Raw genomic sequence first — 18,002 nt, forward strand, 5'->3', positions numbered from 1 at the left:
GAGGAATGAAATATGCTAAATGCAGTTGAATTTCAAGCAAAAATTCAAAATGGTTTAATTCAGATTCCTGATGAGTACAAACAAGAACTTGGCGAAGGAGAGGATATTAAGGTAATTGTTTTAGTAAAGAAAAAATCATCTCGACAAAGAGACATAATTGATGAATTGACAGAGAACCCTGTGCAGGTGGATGGATTTCTCAACCGTGAAGAAATTTACAATCGCTAATTATGACATCTGGTGCATCATTCGTTGATACAAATGTTTGGCTTTATCGTTTGTTTGACGATAAAAAAATAGAAGTTGCAGAAAGAGAAAGAAAGCGTAATATTGCTATTACTATTACGAACGCTGAAGGAATAATTATCAGTACACAGGTTGTCAATGAGGTTTCTAGCAATTTACTGAAAAAAGCAGCCTTTAATGAGGAGCAAGTTAAAGCAGTGATTCAGTCACTTTATCATCACTGCACTGTGGTAGAGTTTAACCTAACTATTTTTGAATCTGCTTCTAATCTCCGCAGTCGATTTAATTTCTCTTTTTGGGATAGTTTAATTGTTGCTTGTGCTTTAGCTGCGGGAGCAAGCATTCTCTATTCTGAAGATATGCAGGATGGGTTAATAATAGATAGTCAATTACAAATTGTGAATCCGTTTAAATGAAAGTAGATACATTTTTTCAGAATTTTGAATTGTTCACTGATGCGCCAAATGCAATTGAAAAGTTACGAGAAATAATTTTGCAATTGGCAGTGCAGGGTAAACTTGTGCGTCAAAATCCAAGTGATGAACCTGCAAGTTCTTTGTTTGAAAAAATCAAGGTTAAAAAAGAAAAGTTGATTCAAGAAAAGAAGCTTAAAGAGACTCAATTATTACCTGCCATTACTCAAAATGAAATAGAGTACACGATACCAAATACATGGTGTTGGGCAAGGTTAGCTAATATTTGTGAGTTTATAACAGATGGGACTCATTATACACCCAAGTATACCGAGCATGGGCGAATATTCTTATCATCTCAAAATGTTAAGCCTTTTTCTTTCATGCCAAACAATCATAAGTTTGTTTCTGAAGAAGCATATCAAGGCTATATCAAAAATCGAAAACCAGAATTTGAAGATATACTTTTGACACGAGTTGGTGCCGGAATTGGAGAAGCTGCTGTTATAGATCAAGAATTAGAATTTGCAATTTATGTAAGTTTAGGACTGCTACGCCCATTTAAAGAATTTATCGATCCTTATTATTTGGTAATCTGGCTTAACTCGCCCATAGGCACTAAACATTCTCAGAAAAATACCTATGGAAAAGGTGTTTCACAAGGTAATTTGAATTTAGGATTAATACGAGGATTTGTTGTATCTGTTCCTCCCCTTGCCGAACAAAAACGCATTGTAGAGAAGTGCGATCGCCTGATGTCTCTCTGCGATACCCTAGAAGCCAAATTGAAACAAGGACGAGACAGCAGCGAGAAGCTGATGGAAGTTGCAGCAAAGCATGTGCTAACAGCTTAGTAGCAAGTTTTACCGAGAGTTAGAGTATATTTGTAATTTGTATCTAAAATTATGAGATTTAGGATCACCCCGTGTCCTTTGTTGCTAACACTTCACTGACAATCACGCTCAAAGTCCCAACCCTCAACGATGACAAAGCAGATTTCATTCGGATGTTTGGACTTTGGCAGCAAATCAGAGGAATCGATATACCAAAAGTTATCTTTGATTTTTCAAGTTGTTGCTTTCTTCGCCCAAACGCTGTAGCGTTTTTAGGTGGTTTAGCTCGCCTCATTGAAGCTCGTGGTGGTCAAGCTACCTTTGCCTGGGATACACTTCAAAGTGATATTAAAGGTAATCTTACTCAAAACGGCTTTCTATTTGCCTTTGGAGAAAATCAGCAAGGGTGGAAAGGAAATTCCGTTGCTTACAGGGAAGATCCTAGTGACGACCTTGAAAGCATTCTGAGTTACCTTGATGAGCAATGGCTTGGGCGTGGTTGGGTAGACATTAACCAAAATCTCAAGGATGAAATTATCCAGAACGCTCTTGAAATCTATAGCAATGCTTTTGAACACGGGCTATCGGATATCGGTGTATTCACTTGTGGACAGCGTTATCCTAACTTAAATAAACTAAAGCTGACTGTGATTGACTTTGGCGTTGGCATTCCAGCTAATGTTCGCCACTTCCTTCAAGACAGTCAGAAATTAGCTGAAGAAACTTTAAGTTGGGCGTTTAAACCTGGTAAGACAACCCGATCCAGTAGAATAAGTGGAGGTATTGGACTTGATTCATTAAAAAAATTTGTAAAGAGTAAACAGGGTAAAATAGAGGTGTACAGCCATGACGCTTATGGTTTAATTGATGAAAATCAGGAAATCTACCAGAGCGCACCAACTTTCTTTGAGGGAACTTTAATAAATATCACATTAAATGCGATGTAAATCACTACAACTTTACAGAAAATGAATTATTTTTATAGTACAAAGGTTCTAATGGAGGTTTTAGAGCCATGAAATACAAAGTCTACGAATTGATTGGCGAAAATTGTATTAGCCGAAATGCTGGGCAGCAAATCTATGATCGAATTCATCCTCAACTCCAAGCAGGAAAGTCAGTAGAGCTAGACTTTGCTGGCGTAAGAAGATTTTTGACCGTGTTTTTCAACATTGCCATTGGTCAGCTATTGCGCGATATCAAAGCTGAAGACCTGGATCAGCTTCTAGTTGTATCTAACCTCAGTCCTCTTGGTCAACAAACCTACGATAATGTGATTGAGTATGCAAAGCCTTATTACTCAGATGAGCAATATCGTGAAACCGTAGATGAAATGGTTCTTGAACAATCTGCCTGTTAGTCATGTCAGTTAAGTACAGCGTAAAGGCAGATGTTATTGACATCAAAACTGATTCCCCCCAAAAAGGGGATATTTTTTTGGTTGATACGAATGTTTGGTACTGGCTGACATATCCCCCCGCCAGCTTGCCCCCCGATTCATATCAGAACAGCTATTCAAACTACATAGAAGCTAGCGTTGCGGTAGAAGCTACTCTTTGCTGCTCTGGCTTATCTCTTGCTGAGTTAGCTCATCGTATTGAAACTGAAGAACATAAATTATCGCGCTATGGCTCGACCACAGACCCAGACTACCGTAAGAAGGCGAAGGAATACCGTCATAACTACATCCCGGAACGAGCCAGGGTTGTCTCCAAAGTAGAAGCCGCGTGGAATCAGGTTGAGGGTCTTTCTGTCCAAATTGATTTAAAACTCGATAAAGCCACTGTAGATGCTGCTGTCACTCGCTTCAGAACTCAGTGCCTAGATGGCTATGACTTATTTATCCTTGAATCCATGAAACAGGAGTCATTGACTAAGATTATCACCGATGATGGCGATTATGTGAATGTACCTGGAATTCAGATGTTTACTGCTAATCCAGGAGTAATCAAAGCAGCAAGGAAAGAGGGAAAGTTGATAATTAGGTGAGCTTGGGGCAATTATTATTTGACAGATGAGGAATTTTTTAATAAATCAACTTTGTGCATCTTCAAATCCCATTAGGTATAGATGCGATCGCTTCGTTAACAAATTGCGAATTACTTTGGTGAAATTGTCCCGTCATTCTGAGCTTGTTTAATCGCTCGTTTCAAAATTAAAACTGCCATTTGAGATAAAGAACGCTCCTCTGCATCAGCCAATTGTTGCAGGGCTTCTTTGTCTTCTTCTTCCATGTAAATAGTTACTGTTACTTTTCCCATGTCGTTATTATAAGCGATTTAGTGTCTTTTTAATTTAAATACATTAAAACACACTAACTAACATAAAAACAATTTATTTTAGCGTATAATTACAGAACAGATAAGTCAAAAGCCAGCCATCAACTTTCTCACGGCGGATGCTGGCTTTTGGCCCCCATATCACAGGAGACATATACAATGTTAAAGCCTGTTAGCTACAAAACAGATAAACATAGAGCTGATCAACAAGCTTTAGATGATTTTGGCATTACAGAATTACTAGAAAAGCTCAACAACTACTCTGATACTGACTTTGATAGCACTTGGATGCAACTCCAGCAGCAAGAAATAGAAACTCTCGCTGCGATTTTGATTTCTCAGTTAACTCAGAGCATCAATGGTAAGTTAATTGCTGCTTATCTCAATCTCATCCGGCACAGTAACCAAGATATAGTCCCAGGCTTGATTAACCTGAAATACCCAGATGCATCTATTGAGCTTCCTGTCAACTTTCCTGATGTAGCTAAGACACCCAGATTTTTATATGGCGATCGCTTGCGTTGGATCTCTGCTGAAAGTGATACAGACTGGGGTATTGTCATAGGTCGATTTTATAGCTTTGCTAGCGATCGCTGCTGCTGGAGTTGGTGCTACCTGATTTGGTTGAGCAAAGATAGCCCCAGTGCTGCTTGGACATCTGCCGATATTGCTTGGGAAGAAGATTTAGAACCAATCAGCGAGGAGACAGACTGATGAATCCTCATCCACTCCAACAGCGAGAGCAAGATTTGATGCAATTCTACAGTTATTGTCAATTGGGTATGACTCCCAAGCAATTTTACACCAAGTGGCAGGTGAACTACGAAGAAATTGCTCAGATTTGCGATCGTTCCCTGTCTACCGTTCGGCGCTGGTTTGCTAGAGGTAAAAACTACCGCCGCCCCATGCCAACGGATTTACGCCACCTGGCGCTGATGAACTTTTTGCTAGAACACTTTGAGGAGATTCCCGAAGAACTTTTGCAGAAGATGTGTTTTCCAGACAAGAGTGAGTAGAAACTGAATCTAATTTCAATATCAAAATGATATTTCTTGCCAGCCACCATGACAGTAGGCTGGCTTTTGTCTTGGAAATTACAGATTTTACTAGGAGAACTCGATGACTTATCTTGAAAAGCTCAATCCTTGGTGTATAGTCCGGCTTTTCCCTAATATGCAGAACCAGATTGTAGCTCGTTTTCGTCGCCGCAGTGATGCCGAAGCTCATTTACAAGTTTTGCGCCGACTCATTCCTAGTGTGAGTTTTACACTGATTTTCAATGCGGGGGTAGAGCAACAAGATTTGACTGCTTTAAAGTAAAGTAAGTAGCGATGCCTGCGACGGGCTACGCCAACGCATCCTTCTATTACCTGAAACTACCATTGAGCGATCGCCTGAACAACCTTTACAACTGGCAGATTTCGACAAGCAAGCGCTACATACAAGTACTTTATCACAGACAAACTGTAATTCTTTTCTAGGGCGATCGCATTCATCAACAATTCAGGGAAAATCTCAAAAGCTTTAGTAATCTCGGTGAAGACTTTTAGCGAACATTCTGCACCTTGGAGGATAACATTCAGTGCATCACGAAGTTTTTTATAAGTCCTGCTACGTGAACATTCAGGCAGAGTATTTTAGATATTTTTATTGCTTACTCATAACCACTAAAAACTAAATTGTGCCAATTAAGAGTGTAGAATGCTTAAGAAGTTTGGTTAGTTTTTAGGATTTTTTAAATTTATACAAATATGAATAATTTTTATTAATAATTTGTGTCTTTTAATAAAACCGATTGTAACTCTGTTACCGTCTTTGTTTCCCATTTCGTATACTCTATTGGGTTATCATGAAATTTTTGCCATGCTTTCCGCATAAGAAATGGTAGATTGTCCTTACTATCAGGTTGCTTGTGGTAAGGAACTAGACCAACTTTTTCCCATACCTTTATGACTTGTTTAGCCAGTTGGCGTAAAATTTCATTTGGGTAACAGTATTCATATTCTCCATCAGGTGAATCTACCAAAATTAACTTAAAATGTTCCCATTCTTGAGTTATGTTTTCTACTTGTTCAGAGTCTCCAAGTTCCTCTAGTGTTAATAAAATTGCTCTCATTCTTGCTTCGTCGGCAGGATGACTTCCTTCTTCCCCAAAACTTGGATAGTAAATTTCTGGCTCAGATTCCAGCAACAATCTTAAATGAGACCAGCCATATGCACAACCAACTAAGTAAGTAGCACAAATATCACAAGAAAACTCAACTATATATTCCTGTAACCATGTTTGCTATAATAATTTAAAATGATTTTGATAAGCTTTTGATGGAGTTTTATTTTTTAGGATGTCCCTTTGTTCCTTAATATATTTACATAGAATTTTTGAGAAAGGTTGAGTAATTTCTGTTTCGTAATAGTTATATAGCAAATGCCCTAGTTCATGTACAAAATCTGGTATAGCTAGTAAAAAATGATCTTCACATAAAGGAATATTAATTATATTTTCTATAGGAAGGGCAGAAAAATAATCTGAACTGTGAGTACTGATTAAAGGATACTCTTCACAAGAGTAATTTACTTGCTCACAAAAGAGTTTAGCAAATTTATAAAAATAGTAATCTTTTCTATTAAAATGATATAATAAAGTGAGCTTAGATGTTTCTAAAATATTTACGTCTTCTGCATAACGTCTATATGAGTTAATCTGATTTTTTAGTATAATTTCTACACCAAAATCAGGATCATTAATAATTTCCTTTATATCATCAGCTAATTTTTCTAATTCTGTATATACATTGTTAATATGTAATTTCAATTCGTCTGGTAAATTGTTTAAATCTTTCAAATGTTCAATTAATGTATGGCAACGTTTAAGTAATAACATTACTTGTCCGCAAAAGAATTGTGACATCATAAAATTTATCTACCTTCTTCGCAATTTGCGATATAGCCTTGTAGTTTCAACGTCAAGTTGTTCACATAGTTCATCAAGATGACCAATAAACTTCTCTGTTAAAGGTTCATTGCTAACTAGACCTTGTTGAACTTCTTCAAGATCATTTTTATACCAAGAGATATCTCCTTTATGTTGTTCCTGTAAACGCTTAATAAAAAAGGGTGGTACTTGAGAAGGATTTTGTTCACCTTCCCCTACTCCATTACTGTCACTTAGTTGTGCAACTATTTGTCCTAAGATATTAGCAAGATAATTTCGTGCCGTAATAATTTCTTGATACGTTATTTTATTTGCACTCTGTAGCTTAAAGTGGTGCTTTTTTAGCAGAATAATATAATCGTTCAAATTTTTGAACAAATTAGCGGTACTTTTGTATTCTTGAGAAATTATTCCAATTCCGCTCATAATCTGTCACCTCACTTATTTTATTCATTTTCATCTTCATCAGTTAAATACGCACCTCTTTCCTCTTGATCAGGCTCATCTTCACTATAAAGAGCAGCTTCATCATCAGATTCACTAGCTATAGGTTCAAGGAAAGTATCTCCTAATTTGATAGTAACGGGATATCGAGCAGATTTGTCGGGGGCAGCCCAAGCCCCCAATTGTGATAGGCTAAAGACATCACTAAGTGCCTGTGTTATATCTAAGTCTAAATTGCTATATGCAATTTTAATATGTAATGGATTCGCTGTGCCTGAAAAATTAAATGGCCATCCAGTTGTACAGACAATACCTTCTGCATTATCAATTATAAAGTAGTCACCGATACTAGGATTTTCTACACTATTACTTAGTTCGTTGGTTTGCTTGTAGTACAACCGTAAACGTGATGAACTGGTTTTGTGAATTTCTATTACTCCTACCTGAACATCTTTTACTAAAAATCCTTCTTGCTGTAAAGCATTAATTGCCTTGATAAATCCCTGATATTCTTCTATATAACTCCGCCCATCTCGATGAATGATAATTGATTTAGGGTGCAAATCTAAAGAGTTAATATCTTTCTGTAAATCTTTCTTTAATATGCTCAGAATTTGTCTTTCTGTAAGTTTTTCTCCCTGAGCAGATGGATATGGACGAAAATAGCAATCTTTTCCCCCATTGTATATATAAGTAAATCCTGCAAAATTATTAAGCACATCAATTCCTATATATACTTCATAATGTAGAGAATCTTTGAGAGCAAAAGGCCATTGACGATTAACCAATAGCATTCCTAAAGCTGTAAACCGTATATAAGAAAAATATCTTTGTTTTTGTTTTAGATTTTCATTGATTTGATATTCATTATTTTTGGATATGAAGAACTTCTTTACATTAGCTGCATCCACACATTGAAACTGCAAAGTTTCATACAATTCTCTTTTAATGAAATTATGGAAATCAGAGTGTGCCTTTTCCGGTAGTATTAATAAAGCACAACCTCTATCAATTTCATTTTTCTCTACTTCTCCTTTAATAACCTCTACTTGCTGGCGCAAGTTTTTGGCTTTTTGGTCATCATAGATTATTTTTTTAAATTTGTAAGAATGGGGAAATTTTTTCCCCATTTGATACTCAAAATCCTCTTGAAATTTCTGAGCAATAGGGCGATGCAAAGATTGAGGTATAAATATATACTGAATTTGAAGTGAATCTCTAGTTAATAATCCAGCTTCTTTATCTAGTAATAATTTCAACCTAGTTTTTCCATAATCTTGAATATTTATTCCTGTTTTTTCATCATTTCTGTTAATGTGTAAGATTTTATTGTTACCAAAAATTAAATCAGGTATTTCAAACTTATCTATATTTTTTTCTAAAGGTTCTGCGGGTATGAATAATTTAAAATTATTGCCAAAATCAATATTCTGAAAGTATTTATCTATCAGTCCTTTGCTTTTTTCTAATCTGTCTATTGGCTTTAAAATGGAATACGGATGCAATTTTGCTACTTTTTGATCATTAGTTTTATAGGTTCTGTAACATAAATCAGATGCTCCATATCTTTCTATATTTTTATAAGGATACTGGTAAACAATAGCTATTGAATTGGGATCTAGTTGTGTGGCAGCTTCTAAACCAGAAGCAGTGGCAAATTTTTTCGTGTAATCATACACATTATAAGTTTTATTATCTCTTTCAGAATAAAATATTTGTTCACTAATAGAAGAATCTGTAGAAGCTAAAAATTGTATTCGATACCATTGAAGTCCAAATTTATAGAGAAAATGGTGCATTTTGTAATGATTTACATCTTCACCATTAATTACACGTGCCCAAAGAGATATTCTATCTACATAACGGATTGTTGTATCTATGGATATATAAATATTTTTGTCTGCTAAATAGTGAAGACGATAAACAAAGCCTCGTAATACATCAACTTGGCTATCATCTCCTACATTGATAGGTTCTCGAAAATAAAATGAGCCATAGCTATCATTCCAAATTTCTGGTACTTTTATTAAAGCAGAGCGGATATTATAGCTTAACAGTCTAAGTGCTAACTTTATTTGATGAGGAGTAATGTTACTAAAATTCAGTTCATAGATATTGGAATCTGGTACAAGAATTGCTACGTGTGGAATTAAACGCCATTCTTTTTTTATATCCTTTGTAAGCTCAGTAGTGGCAAGGTACGCTTTGCTTTCTTGCCAATATAGACAAACAGGTTTGCATAATGAAGATGCAACCATTCCGGCTAATCTATGAAGATTTTCAAGGTAGTTTTTATTTTTCTCTGGAAGTTTAGTGACTTCCAGCAATCTGTACTTACAGGATAGTTCAGATAAATTTTTAATTGCGAATAAATTTAGAATGTGATTCGTCATGAAGTTAGCCTCACACACATTTGCTGAAAATTACAATATTCACAAGATAAGGACTATTTGCATAATCATAATCCTCTAAGCTATCGAGATGATATTTGCTATCACCAGATAGAGATTTTATTTGTGAAATGCTTTGATAAATCAAATTATCTATGGTATTTATGCTGTCTTCATTTACATAATGTTTCGTCAGTTTCCCTTGAAAAATATTAGCTTCTACTAGTAATAAATCTTCTGGATTATATTTTTTCCATTTCCATTTATTTAAAGCTGCTAAAGCATATAGATTTAACTGCTTGGAATAATCACTAGTTTTGCTACGACTAATTTTCCAGTCAATAATACACAACTTATTTTTCCCATAATTCATTACTAAATCTAATTTAGCTGAAACCAGACAATTATGAATCTTAAATTGTATTAAACACTCTGTGAAATAATCATCTCCTCGCTGCAAAAATTGAATGAATCTTTCTTGAGAATATAAATATTCATAACACTGCTTTATTTCTTGATATAAATCATCAATAAATGTTTGAGGAATTATGATATCATACTCGTGACATCGCAAAGCCAAAAATGAGTCGCCTGCTGCTTTTTTACTGATATTAGCGTCTCTATACTTTTTCTGTTTTGAAAATTCAAACTGCTTTTTCGCCAAAGAAATTGTTTGCTCAGTGAGTTCTTTAACAGGGATGATTTGGTGCTGTTGTAAAGATGGTGCTAGATACTCTTCAAGAGCTTTGTGAATTAGAGATCCTCGCCATTCATCAAGGCTACTTAACTGTTTAAGTATAAATGCTTCCCGACGAAGAGTATCTTTGGCATTGTGAGATGCCATCGTTTGGCTGAAGAAGTACTGTTTTTGACACCTACGAAAACAATTATGGGTAGATATAGACCACTTCATTATCAGATGGTTAAGTCTTTATTTTTACATTCTCAATTATTTAGGCTGAATCGACAAGACAAAGACTCAAATCCTCTTTTGGCACTCAGCCATCTCAGCAAAGGGTGTTCTACACTTGCCACAAAGTCCATACTCCCATAAAGCAGGTATTTTAAACCTAGTCCCACACTTAGGACATTTGGAAAGTAAACGCAAATCGTGGCGATTGCATCCTCCCGTTTCCTTAAACTGCCACTCAATTCGGCGACAAGGTGTTTCCGCGTAACAAGCCCCACATAACCGAATAGGTTCATGCTGCATTCCTACTCCAGCAGGTGGAAGCATTTGAGCTAACCTGTCTGCATCTACTTCTACCACAGATGCGATCGCCTCCAGCTATTTTTGGCTAGGACGAGGATTAAAATGAAATCGCTCCCATCTTGCTACCACTGCACCAATTCCTGCTAAACTACCCAACCCACTCGCCGATAAATGGTTAGCAAGTCTGAACCTGCCAAGAAAGTGGCTCAGGCTTTCCCCTTCATAGGGTTCAATCAAGAATAGCCAAGGCTCCTTTTATCGCTTCAATAATAGCGAGAAGTTGTCTTTGCACAAACAAAGCATAATCAGCAGGAAACCCATCTAGGAAAGCAATCGTCTTTTACCTTCCAAACTCCTTTAACCATAAATCTTTATATTAAACTTCTACAACTTTGATTCCAGACTAAAATTACCGAACAATATCTTGCCCAATTCCTTAAAATCTGACCCAAAAAACTGGGATACACTAATCTTTGCTTTCTCGCACACAGGAATAATCAACTTCACCAAATGATAAGGTTGACTTTGATTTGTTTTTGAGGCAATCCTCAACGATTCCATGATTCCCCCTAAATCTCCCAATAACTTCACATCCTTGCCAATTGCTTGTTCAAACACTAACAAAATCAATTGTAATTTTCGGGTTAAATCGATCGGGATGGGTTTATAACTTAATTCGGGAGTAAGTGCAATTAATTCGCTAATTCCTTGAATATTAACTCGATATTTCTCTATTTCCTCTTCACCTTTAATTTCCTGCCCTAACCACCCGTAACAACGAGAGCAAAATCCCGCAGGTGAAAGCCTAGCCATTACAGGTAAACGCGAACCGCAATGAAGACATTTTTCTATTAATCGCTGTTTGTGAATCAAACAAAATTCTACATCTTTAAATGACCATGATAATGGTTCATAGATAGTTTTGTTCTCCTGCTTCCACTCTTCCCAACAACAAGGACACCAAGCGCGATAGTTCCGAAATAATCCCTTGTCATAAATCATTCCTTTCCAGCTTAAAAGGGTCAAAAAGCGTAAATCCTGACGCATTGTCAACTCTTCTAAGACAGTGACTAACTTTCCTGTCATTTCTCGCATTCCGTTGATAGTCGGTTTAGCATCGCTATTTCCCAATAGGTGACTCAGATTTTTTGCCAATAGCTCAGATTTATCCTCATCTTTGAGGATAAGTGGCGCAATTTCTCTCATAACGAGCTTTTGAGAGGTTAAACAGTGTGCTTGCGCTAAACGATGGAGATAGCTACTAAGACTTTCTATGTAAGGTGTTCCCACCGCCACAGGTTCAAGAGAAAATAACCGACTCCGTTGCGGCATTTCTAGAGGTTTTAGGCTCCAATGTTCTGAGTAAATAGTCATCCCTCTTGGATTAACCTAAACGCTGGTACTCTAGTTTTAAAAGCTAAATTTCAGGAATTAGTTTCCGATTCACTCTTAACCTCGATGCCGTAATTAACAAAGAGATCGGAGACAGATATCTCCAAAGCTGCCGCTAACTTAACAATATTTTTTAACGAAGGGTTACGCTCTCCGGTTTCGATTCCTGAGATGTAGTTGCGATGAAGTCCTGACTTTTCAGCCAGTTCTTCTTGGGATAAATCTAGCTCTCGCCTTCGCCGCCTAATCGCTTTGCCAAAGCGGTACTCAATACTGGAGTGTTTCTGCGTCACAAAACAATATTGAACCAGTATCGCCGTTAAATCCATCTACTATCAGTGGACTTTTGCACAATATAAGTGTTATAAAATTAAGTAGTATAGCATCAGGCAAGCAAGTTCCTAACTTTATGGTCTTATTTTGATAAATTCATAAAATAAAGTGCAAAGTGTTTAGTAAGGAGTATATGAAAGAGCAATTTGAACAATGGGTTGCTCGCCTTCAAATATCCGAGGCAGGGCAAAAAATTATTGAGAAAGTTCGCTCATCTGAGCCATCCCGTCGCGTTGGTGGCGGTAGTAAGAATGTTTCGGGACGCTACCCTAGCCGCAAGATGGGAGTCACGATTCAATTTGAGTCTCATCGGGTTGAACTGCCAATTATCTATCAGTTAGAACACGATGAAGATGTTCTAGAATTCTACGATCAACCACCGCAAATTAAACTTGACTATCAAGCAAGTAACGGACGTAGATTAGGCGTTTTACACACCCCAGATTTATTTGTCATCCGAACCAATTTGGCTGGTTGGGAGGAGTGTAAAACTGAGCAGGATTTGAAAAAACTAGCAGAGAAAAACCCCAATCGTTACTTTTACTCTGAAGAAGATAATCAATGGCATTGCCCGCCAGGAGAAGCCTATGCTAATCAGTTTGGGCTTTATTACCGCATTCGTTCAGATCGCGAAATCAATTGGGTTCTGCAACGTAATCTGCAATTTTTAGAAGATTATTACCGAGCCGAATCCCTAATAGTGGAAGAAGCGATCGCTCAATCATTACTTGCAATTGTGTCATCTCAACCAGGAATAACTTTAGCAGAATTACTCAATCAGTCAACAGGAGCTGAATCTGACGATATTTACACCTTAATTGCTCAAGAGCAAATCTATATTGATTTACATGCTACACCACTTGCTGAACCAGAAAGATGTCTAATCTTCCGTGACGAACAAACCGCTAGTGCTTATAGATTAATAGTTGAACAGCCAAGTGTAAGTCTTCCGGCTATCTCTCCTGTAGTCAATATTGTTACTGGAACAACTGTTAGTTGGGACGGCAAAGGTTTAAATATTATCCATGTTGGAGAAACAGAGGTTATACTTGGCGCAGAAAATAATCAGTTAATTGAACTCAAAAAAGCTATATTTGAGAATCTGGTTCGCCAAGGAAAAATCACAAGTCTCCAAACACCAGAAAAAACAGCTATTAGCACAGAATCTTGGCAGCAATTTTATCAAGCTAGTCCTGAAGACCAAGCAGAAGCCCTTGAACGCTACAAAACTATCGAACCTTACTTAAACGGACATCCCCCAGAAAACGAAACAATACCAGCCCGTACCATTCGTCACTGGAAAGCTAAATATCTAGCTGCACTTCAAAAATACGGTTACGGCTATATTGGGCTTTTGTCCCATCGCAGTGTCAAAGGTAATCGTCAGCGCAAGCTGCCCGAAGACACCTTAGCAATTATGGAGAGGTTTATTTTAGAAGACTATGAAACTCTTAAACAAAAAAGAATGTGGGAGGTTCACGCGGCTTTAGTTCGAGCTTGCGAACAATCTGGTGTAATTGCTCCGAGTTACAAAGCATTTACTCAAGAAGTAAAACGCCGTACTGGTTACGAGCAGACTAAAAAACGCCAAGGTCGCCGTGCCGCTTATCAGCATGAATCCTTCTATTGGGAGCTTACTAAAACTACCCCAAGACACGGCGATCGCCCCTTTGAAATTGGACATATAGATCATACTCAGTTGGATGTAGAACTAGTTTGCTCTCATACAGGTCGTTGGGCTTACGAAGTTTATGATACAGACGAACATCCGGCACTTTTCCAGAGTCCGAGGGATGCGTTTGCTGCGGGTATGGCGATTGGAGGCAGTCGGGTTCACCGCATGATTCCTTACGATGAAAACTTTCAGATTCTTACCCTACTTACAACCTCAGAGGGAAAAGCAAAAGTTCAAGTCGGACGCGGCATAAAAATTAACTCCATCTACTACTGGTCTAATAGTTTCCGCGATCCCCAAATTGAAAATATCTCTGTGCAGATAAGATATGACCCGTTTAATATTGGTATCGCTTACGCTTTTGTTCGAGGACAGTGGGTAGAGTGTATCTCTCAATATTATGCAGAATTCCAAGGTCGTTCAGAAAAAGAACTGAAGTTAGCTAGTATCGAGTTACGCAAACGCTCCTCAAATCATGCACAACAATCTAAAGTTTCGGCTAAAAATTTAGCAGATTTTTTAGCATCGATAGAAGCTCAAGAAGCTCTATTAGAACAGCGTTCCTATGATGCAGAAGTTAAGGAAATCTTTAGAGTAATCGAGGGTGGAAAAGCGACAACAAGCCGCGACGAACAATCAAAGGTTATTCAAGTTGCTTTTGAAAATACTGATACTCAAGTAGCTGAAGATGAAGCGATCGTCCCAGAAACACTTGTCGTGTATGGGGAGTTTTAATTATGACAAAACTTAATGGATTTCCTCTTGAACTCCTCACACGACCTGCTACAGAAAGGCTTGCTTATTTTGAGAATTACACTGTAGCGCATCCTCGACTTAAAGAAGTCTATGAAATTCTCATGCGAACGATTGCCGAACCCGCAGGAGCTTCATTTATCTTTGTTTACGGTGCTAGTGGTGTTGGTAAAACAACTTTGCGACTCCGCATTGAGCAGAAATTAACAGAACTAGTATTACCTAAACTGGAAAGCGATCGCAGTCGTGTTCCTGTTGTTGGTGTTGAAGCTGTAGCCCCAGAATCGAGAAACTTCAACTGGAAAGATTACTACACACGCGCCTTAACCGCCTTAGAGGAACCCTTAATCGATCACAAGTTTGATTATGGTGTGCGTGGTATCTCTCGCGATAATTTTGGCAAAATTAATGTTGAGTCGAAAGTAGTTGCACCTGCTCTACGCAGAGCTTTAGAAAATGCCCTCATCCATCGTCATCCAGACGTATTTTTTGTAGATGAAGCACAACATTTTGGCAAGATGGCAAGCGGATACAAGCTACAAGATCAATTAGACTGCCTTAAATCTGTGGCAAATATGACAGGTATCTTGCATTGTCTATTAGGAACTTACGAATTACTGACATTCCGTAATTTAAGCGGTCAACTCTCACGTCGTAGTGTCGATATTCATTTCCGTCGTTATTGTGCTGACAACCCAGAAGACGTACAGGCTTTTAAAAGTGTATTGTTGACTTTTCAACAGCAGATGCCACTTGCAGAGTATCCAGATTTAGTTACTCATTGGGAATATTTTTATGAACGTACATTAGGATGTGTTGGCATACTCAAAAATTGGCTAACACGCGCTCTTAAAGATGCTCTAGATAGAGAGGCAACAACGATCACTCTCAAAGACTTACAAAAACGTGCTTGGTCAATTGCTCAGTGTCAGAGAATGTTTAAGGAAATTCAAGAGGGCGAACGACAATTATCTGAAACGGAAACAGACGTACAAAACTTACGCTCTGCTCTAGGACTTGGAGCAAAGACAATTGCACAGCCAGAAGAAGCTCCAAAAAACACTCGTCCACCAGGAAAAGTTGGCAAACGCAATCCCAAAAGAGATCCTATTGGAGTGCAACAAGATGTTAGCTAATGGATTAGTAACATACGAATGTTGGGATTTAAAAAAGCTTTCTATTCCATCTCGTAGTCGGTTGTATCAATTAGAGCCTGTTGGCATTAGAACATCAATGGTGGAAAGCCTTACAGGATACATAGAAAGATTAGCAGAGGCTCATTGTGTAACTCCAGATGTATTAATTTCACGAACAATTACACCACTGCTAAAACAAATATTTTTGAAATCCCGAACTAGTAGAGAGTTACGTTCTCTTTTCGACCGTGCTACAGCTATAAATGGTACAGGAAATATAGTAATAGATTTAGTACAAGCACTTCAGAAGCTAACGCTTATAGAAGATTTGCACTTGCTGACCCTGCTATTTTGGTCTGAAATTATTCCCACGCGCAATTTGTTTCGTACCCAAAGCGCTTGGTGTACTGTATGTTATGAAGAATGGCGTTTAGCTAAACAAGTAATTTATAAACCACTAATTTGGACTATAAATTCAGTAAAAGTATGTCCTTTACACAAAATATATCTATGTTTGCAATGTCCTCACTGTCAGCAGGAGTTGCCACTACTAAGTTGGCGATCGCGACCTGGTTACTGTTCCAAGTGTGGTGGTTGGCTAGGTATGAATCTTCTTGTCAAGTCCTCCTCAGAACTTACGGATTGCTCAACTTTATCTAAAGAAGAATTACATTCGCAAACTTGGATAGTAGAGGTTATTGGAGAATTAATTTCTTCCACCCTATCTTTTAACTCTCCACCAGCAAAAGAAGAAATTGCCAAATCTTTGAGTCTAGTCATAAATATAGTAACTGATGGCAATATAGCTGAGTTTGCCCGTTTAATGGGAATCCCAAAAAATACTTTATGGATGTGGCAAACGGGTAAAGCTTTACCAGTGCTTGATATGCTTCTCAAAATTTGTTATCGCTTAGAAATATCTCTGCTAGATTTACTAAAACCAGAACAACTTGCTGCTAAATCTTTTACGAAAATCTCACACAAAACTATTCGGCGATCGCCTACACTAAGAGCATCTCCAAAACTTTTCGACTCTAATCAAGTACAAGATGCTTTGCTAGTAATCCTTGGAAGCGACAAAGAGCCACCACTGACAATGGAAGAAGTAGCTACAGGTTTAGGATATAATAGACGGACAATTTTCAGCCACTTTCCAGATTTATGCCGTGCCATTTCTGCCAAATACCGTAGTTATGGTAAAGTATGTCATACAGAAAAGATACAGCAGTCTTGCAGAGAAGTTAAGCAGATTGTACTTAAGTTGCATAATCAAGGAGAATACCCCTCAGAAGCTCGTGTGTCTGAAATAATGACTCATCGTGGATATCTCCGTTACAAACAGGTTCGTGCTGCTTTAAATGAAACACGACGTGAAATTGGAGTGTAAAGCTATTAAACTTAAAAGGGCATAGTAAGTTGGCTTCTTTCTCTACACCTGGAAAATTGGAACCATAACCTTGCCACCCTTTATTGGAAGCATAAGCTTGCCGTTGCGGCAAAGTTATGGGTAAGGTGACAGACAAATAATTAGTCACTGTACAACAATAAATGGACGTAACTGGATTCGAACCAGTGACCTCTACGATGTCAACGTAGCGCTCTAACCAACTGAGCTATACGTCCTTAACCACACAATTATCAATAATAGCATATACTCCTCCGAGAGGGCAAGATAAAGACCCAAATCAGACTAACTGTATAATTTGACATCTTGCACCTGTGGCAAAAACCGGGTTTCTAACATTGGTAATATCCTTTTCTTAGATGACCCTAGTGTATGATCAATAAGGTTATTCGGTTCTGGTGGGGAGCAGCTGCCAGAGGTAACGGGGAAAGTTCGGTGCAAATCCGGCGCTGTCCCGCAACTGTGAACCAATTTGAGATTAAGGAACTAAGTAATCTAAAATCCCAAATTGGTGAGTCAGGATGCCCGCCGAAATAGATTATCAGTTCCATATATCTG

At 37.7% G+C, this 18,002-nt stretch carries 22 protein-coding genes, 1 tRNA gene and 1 riboswitch; of the genes, 13 read left to right on the forward strand and 10 right to left on the reverse strand.

Annotated elements, in window-relative coordinates:
• Window positions 1-12 precede the first annotated feature (12 nt).
• The 6 genes from V7K35_RS24485 (at window position 13) to V7K35_RS24510 (ending at window position 3,481) form a co-directional block, all read left to right on the forward strand.
• Window positions 13-228: a hypothetical protein gene (locus V7K35_RS24485; RefSeq protein ID WP_335082445.1), complete on the forward strand. Its 216-nt coding sequence runs from the start codon at window positions 13-15 to the stop codon at window positions 226-228.
• Window positions 229-230: 2 nt separating this feature from the next.
• Window positions 231-662 carry a PIN domain-containing protein gene (locus V7K35_RS24490; protein WP_335082447.1) on the forward strand — a complete coding sequence of 144 codons (432 nt, stop codon included), beginning with the start codon at window positions 231-233 and terminating at the stop codon, window positions 660-662.
• 104 nt (window positions 663-766) lie between these two features.
• Window positions 767-1,513 carry a restriction endonuclease subunit S gene (locus V7K35_RS24495; protein ID WP_335082448.1) on the forward strand — a complete coding sequence of 249 codons (747 nt, stop codon included), beginning with the start codon at window positions 767-769 and terminating at the stop codon, window positions 1,511-1,513.
• Window positions 1,514-1,665: 152 nt separating this feature from the next.
• Window positions 1,666-2,439, forward strand: a complete 774-nt coding sequence (locus V7K35_RS24500) for an ATP-binding protein (protein WP_335082450.1) — start codon at window positions 1,666-1,668, stop codon at window positions 2,437-2,439.
• A gap of 68 nt (window positions 2,440-2,507) precedes the next feature.
• On the forward strand, window positions 2,508-2,852 hold the full coding sequence (locus V7K35_RS24505) for an STAS-like domain-containing protein (RefSeq protein WP_335082452.1): 345 nt from the start codon (window positions 2,508-2,510) through the stop codon (window positions 2,850-2,852).
• Between the two features lie 2 nt (window positions 2,853-2,854).
• Window positions 2,855-3,481 carry a PIN domain-containing protein gene (locus V7K35_RS24510; protein ID WP_335082454.1) on the forward strand — a complete coding sequence of 209 codons (627 nt, stop codon included), beginning with the start codon at window positions 2,855-2,857 and terminating at the stop codon, window positions 3,479-3,481.
• Between the two features lie 110 nt (window positions 3,482-3,591).
• On the opposite strand, the gene V7K35_RS24515 is transcribed toward V7K35_RS24510, so the two are convergent.
• Window positions 3,592-3,753, reverse strand: coding sequence for a ribbon-helix-helix domain-containing protein (locus V7K35_RS24515; protein ID WP_335082456.1), 162 nt, complete (start codon window positions 3,751-3,753; stop codon window positions 3,592-3,594).
• Between the two features lie 177 nt (window positions 3,754-3,930).
• Between V7K35_RS24515 and V7K35_RS24520 the strand changes: the two genes are divergently transcribed.
• From V7K35_RS24520 to V7K35_RS24535, 4 genes are all read left to right on the forward strand, one after another.
• A complete protein-coding gene (locus tag V7K35_RS24520) occupies window positions 3,931-4,485 on the forward strand; it encodes a hypothetical protein (protein WP_335082458.1) in 555 nt (184 codons plus the stop codon).
• The gene (locus V7K35_RS24525) at window positions 4,485-4,787 is read left to right on the forward strand and encodes a helix-turn-helix domain-containing protein (protein ID WP_335082460.1); all 303 of its coding nucleotides are present in this window, start codon (window positions 4,485-4,487) and stop codon (window positions 4,785-4,787) included. Before V7K35_RS24520 ends, V7K35_RS24525 begins: the two co-directional genes overlap by 1 nt.
• A gap of 103 nt (window positions 4,788-4,890) precedes the next feature.
• Entirely contained in the window at window positions 4,891-5,091 is a 201-nt protein-coding gene (locus tag V7K35_RS24530; protein WP_335082462.1) for a hypothetical protein, read from the forward strand.
• 11 nt (window positions 5,092-5,102) lie between these two features.
• On the forward strand, window positions 5,103-5,252 hold the full coding sequence (locus V7K35_RS24535) for a hypothetical protein (RefSeq protein ID WP_335082464.1): 150 nt from the start codon (window positions 5,103-5,105) through the stop codon (window positions 5,250-5,252).
• A gap of 284 nt (window positions 5,253-5,536) precedes the next feature.
• On the opposite strand, the gene V7K35_RS24540 is transcribed toward V7K35_RS24535, so the two are convergent.
• The 8 genes from V7K35_RS24540 to V7K35_RS24575 all read right to left on the reverse strand — a co-directional run bounded on the left by V7K35_RS24540 (window position 5,537) and on the right by V7K35_RS24575 (window position 12,435).
• Window positions 5,537-5,962 (reverse strand): hypothetical protein, encoded by a 426-nt coding sequence (locus V7K35_RS24540; RefSeq protein ID WP_335082466.1) that lies wholly within the window; start codon window positions 5,960-5,962, stop codon window positions 5,537-5,539.
• Between the two features lie 96 nt (window positions 5,963-6,058).
• Window positions 6,059-6,682 (reverse strand): hypothetical protein, encoded by a 624-nt coding sequence (locus tag V7K35_RS24545; protein WP_335082468.1) that lies wholly within the window; start codon window positions 6,680-6,682, stop codon window positions 6,059-6,061.
• A gap of 9 nt (window positions 6,683-6,691) precedes the next feature.
• Window positions 6,692-7,129, reverse strand: a complete 438-nt coding sequence (locus V7K35_RS24550; protein ID WP_335082470.1) for a hypothetical protein — start codon at window positions 7,127-7,129, stop codon at window positions 6,692-6,694.
• A gap of 20 nt (window positions 7,130-7,149) precedes the next feature.
• A complete protein-coding gene (locus V7K35_RS24555) occupies window positions 7,150-9,540 on the reverse strand; it encodes a hypothetical protein (protein ID WP_335082472.1) in 2,391 nt (796 codons plus the stop codon).
• A gap of 10 nt (window positions 9,541-9,550) precedes the next feature.
• Window positions 9,551-10,450: a PD-(D/E)XK nuclease family protein gene (locus V7K35_RS24560; protein ID WP_335082474.1), complete on the reverse strand. Its 900-nt coding sequence runs from the start codon at window positions 10,448-10,450 to the stop codon at window positions 9,551-9,553.
• A gap of 66 nt (window positions 10,451-10,516) precedes the next feature.
• The gene (locus tag V7K35_RS24565; protein WP_335082476.1) at window positions 10,517-10,807 is read right to left on the reverse strand and encodes a hypothetical protein; all 291 of its coding nucleotides are present in this window, start codon (window positions 10,805-10,807) and stop codon (window positions 10,517-10,519) included.
• Window positions 10,808-11,134: 327 nt separating this feature from the next.
• A complete protein-coding gene (locus tag V7K35_RS24570; protein WP_335082478.1) occupies window positions 11,135-12,124 on the reverse strand; it encodes a TniQ family protein in 990 nt (329 codons plus the stop codon).
• Window positions 12,125-12,174: 50 nt separating this feature from the next.
• Window positions 12,175-12,435, reverse strand: a complete 261-nt coding sequence (locus tag V7K35_RS24575) for a helix-turn-helix domain-containing protein (protein ID WP_322690313.1) — start codon at window positions 12,433-12,435, stop codon at window positions 12,175-12,177.
• Between the two features lie 173 nt (window positions 12,436-12,608).
• On the opposite strand from V7K35_RS24575, the gene V7K35_RS24580 reads away from it, so the two are divergent.
• The 3 genes from V7K35_RS24580 to V7K35_RS24590 are packed head-to-tail and all read left to right on the forward strand — an operon-like array spanning window position 12,609 to window position 17,426.
• A complete protein-coding gene (locus tag V7K35_RS24580; protein ID WP_335082482.1) occupies window positions 12,609-14,885 on the forward strand; it encodes a heteromeric transposase endonuclease subunit TnsA in 2,277 nt (758 codons plus the stop codon).
• A 2-nt stretch (window positions 14,886-14,887) separates the two neighbouring features.
• The gene (locus V7K35_RS24585) at window positions 14,888-16,039 is read left to right on the forward strand and encodes an AAA family ATPase (RefSeq protein ID WP_335082484.1); all 1,152 of its coding nucleotides are present in this window, start codon (window positions 14,888-14,890) and stop codon (window positions 16,037-16,039) included.
• Window positions 16,029-17,426 carry a helix-turn-helix domain-containing protein gene (locus V7K35_RS24590; RefSeq protein WP_335082486.1) on the forward strand — a complete coding sequence of 466 codons (1,398 nt, stop codon included), beginning with the start codon at window positions 16,029-16,031 and terminating at the stop codon, window positions 17,424-17,426. The genes V7K35_RS24585 and V7K35_RS24590 overlap by 11 nt, the downstream gene beginning before the upstream one ends.
• A 162-nt stretch (window positions 17,427-17,588) precedes the next feature.
• Here V7K35_RS24590 and V7K35_RS24595 read toward each other — a convergent pair.
• A tRNA-Val gene (locus V7K35_RS24595) sits at window positions 17,589-17,662 on the reverse strand.
• 155 nt (window positions 17,663-17,817) lie between these two features.
• A riboswitch (cobalamin riboswitch) is annotated at window positions 17,818-17,991 on the forward strand.
• Window positions 17,992-18,002: the final 11 nt, after the last annotated feature.

Origin of the sequence: Nostoc sp. (genome assembly GCF_036917275.1) — a bacterium.
In the GTDB taxonomy this organism is placed as follows: domain Bacteria; phylum Cyanobacteriota; class Cyanobacteriia; order Cyanobacteriales; family Nostocaceae; genus Nostoc.

Bases quoted from the DNA above. Each gene is read 5' to 3' on its own strand.
- V7K35_RS24485 (WP_335082445.1), top strand. From the start codon at position 13: ATGCTAAATGCAGTTGAATTTCAAGCAAAAATTCAAAATGGTTTAATT.
- V7K35_RS24490 (WP_335082447.1), top strand. From the start codon at position 231: ATGACATCTGGTGCATCATTCGTTGATACAAATGTTTGGCTTTATCGT.
- V7K35_RS24500 (WP_335082450.1), top strand. From the start codon at position 1,666: ATGTTTGGACTTTGGCAGCAAATCAGAGGAATCGATATACCAAAAGTT.
- V7K35_RS24505 (WP_335082452.1), top strand. From the start codon at position 2,508: ATGAAATACAAAGTCTACGAATTGATTGGCGAAAATTGTATTAGCCGA.
- V7K35_RS24510 (WP_335082454.1), top strand. From the start codon at position 2,855: ATGTCAGTTAAGTACAGCGTAAAGGCAGATGTTATTGACATCAAAACT.
- V7K35_RS24515 (WP_335082456.1), bottom strand. From the start codon at position 3,753: ATGGGAAAAGTAACAGTAACTATTTACATGGAAGAAGAAGACAAAGAA.
- V7K35_RS24520 (WP_335082458.1), top strand. From the start codon at position 3,931: ATGTTAAAGCCTGTTAGCTACAAAACAGATAAACATAGAGCTGATCAA.
- V7K35_RS24525 (WP_335082460.1), top strand. From the start codon at position 4,485: ATGAATCCTCATCCACTCCAACAGCGAGAGCAAGATTTGATGCAATTC.
- V7K35_RS24530 (WP_335082462.1), top strand. From the start codon at position 4,891: ATGACTTATCTTGAAAAGCTCAATCCTTGGTGTATAGTCCGGCTTTTC.
- V7K35_RS24535 (WP_335082464.1), top strand. From the start codon at position 5,103: ATGCCTGCGACGGGCTACGCCAACGCATCCTTCTATTACCTGAAACTA.
- V7K35_RS24545 (WP_335082468.1), bottom strand. From the start codon at position 6,682: ATGATGTCACAATTCTTTTGCGGACAAGTAATGTTATTACTTAAACGT.
- V7K35_RS24550 (WP_335082470.1), bottom strand. From the start codon at position 7,129: ATGAGCGGAATTGGAATAATTTCTCAAGAATACAAAAGTACCGCTAAT.
- V7K35_RS24555 (WP_335082472.1), bottom strand. From the start codon at position 9,540: ATGACGAATCACATTCTAAATTTATTCGCAATTAAAAATTTATCTGAA.
- V7K35_RS24560 (WP_335082474.1), bottom strand. From the start codon at position 10,450: ATGAAGTGGTCTATATCTACCCATAATTGTTTTCGTAGGTGTCAAAAA.
- V7K35_RS24570 (WP_335082478.1), bottom strand. From the start codon at position 12,124: ATGACTATTTACTCAGAACATTGGAGCCTAAAACCTCTAGAAATGCCG.
- V7K35_RS24580 (WP_335082482.1), top strand. From the start codon at position 12,609: ATGAAAGAGCAATTTGAACAATGGGTTGCTCGCCTTCAAATATCCGAG.
- V7K35_RS24585 (WP_335082484.1), top strand. From the start codon at position 14,888: ATGACAAAACTTAATGGATTTCCTCTTGAACTCCTCACACGACCTGCT.
- V7K35_RS24590 (WP_335082486.1), top strand. From the start codon at position 16,029: ATGTTAGCTAATGGATTAGTAACATACGAATGTTGGGATTTAAAAAAG.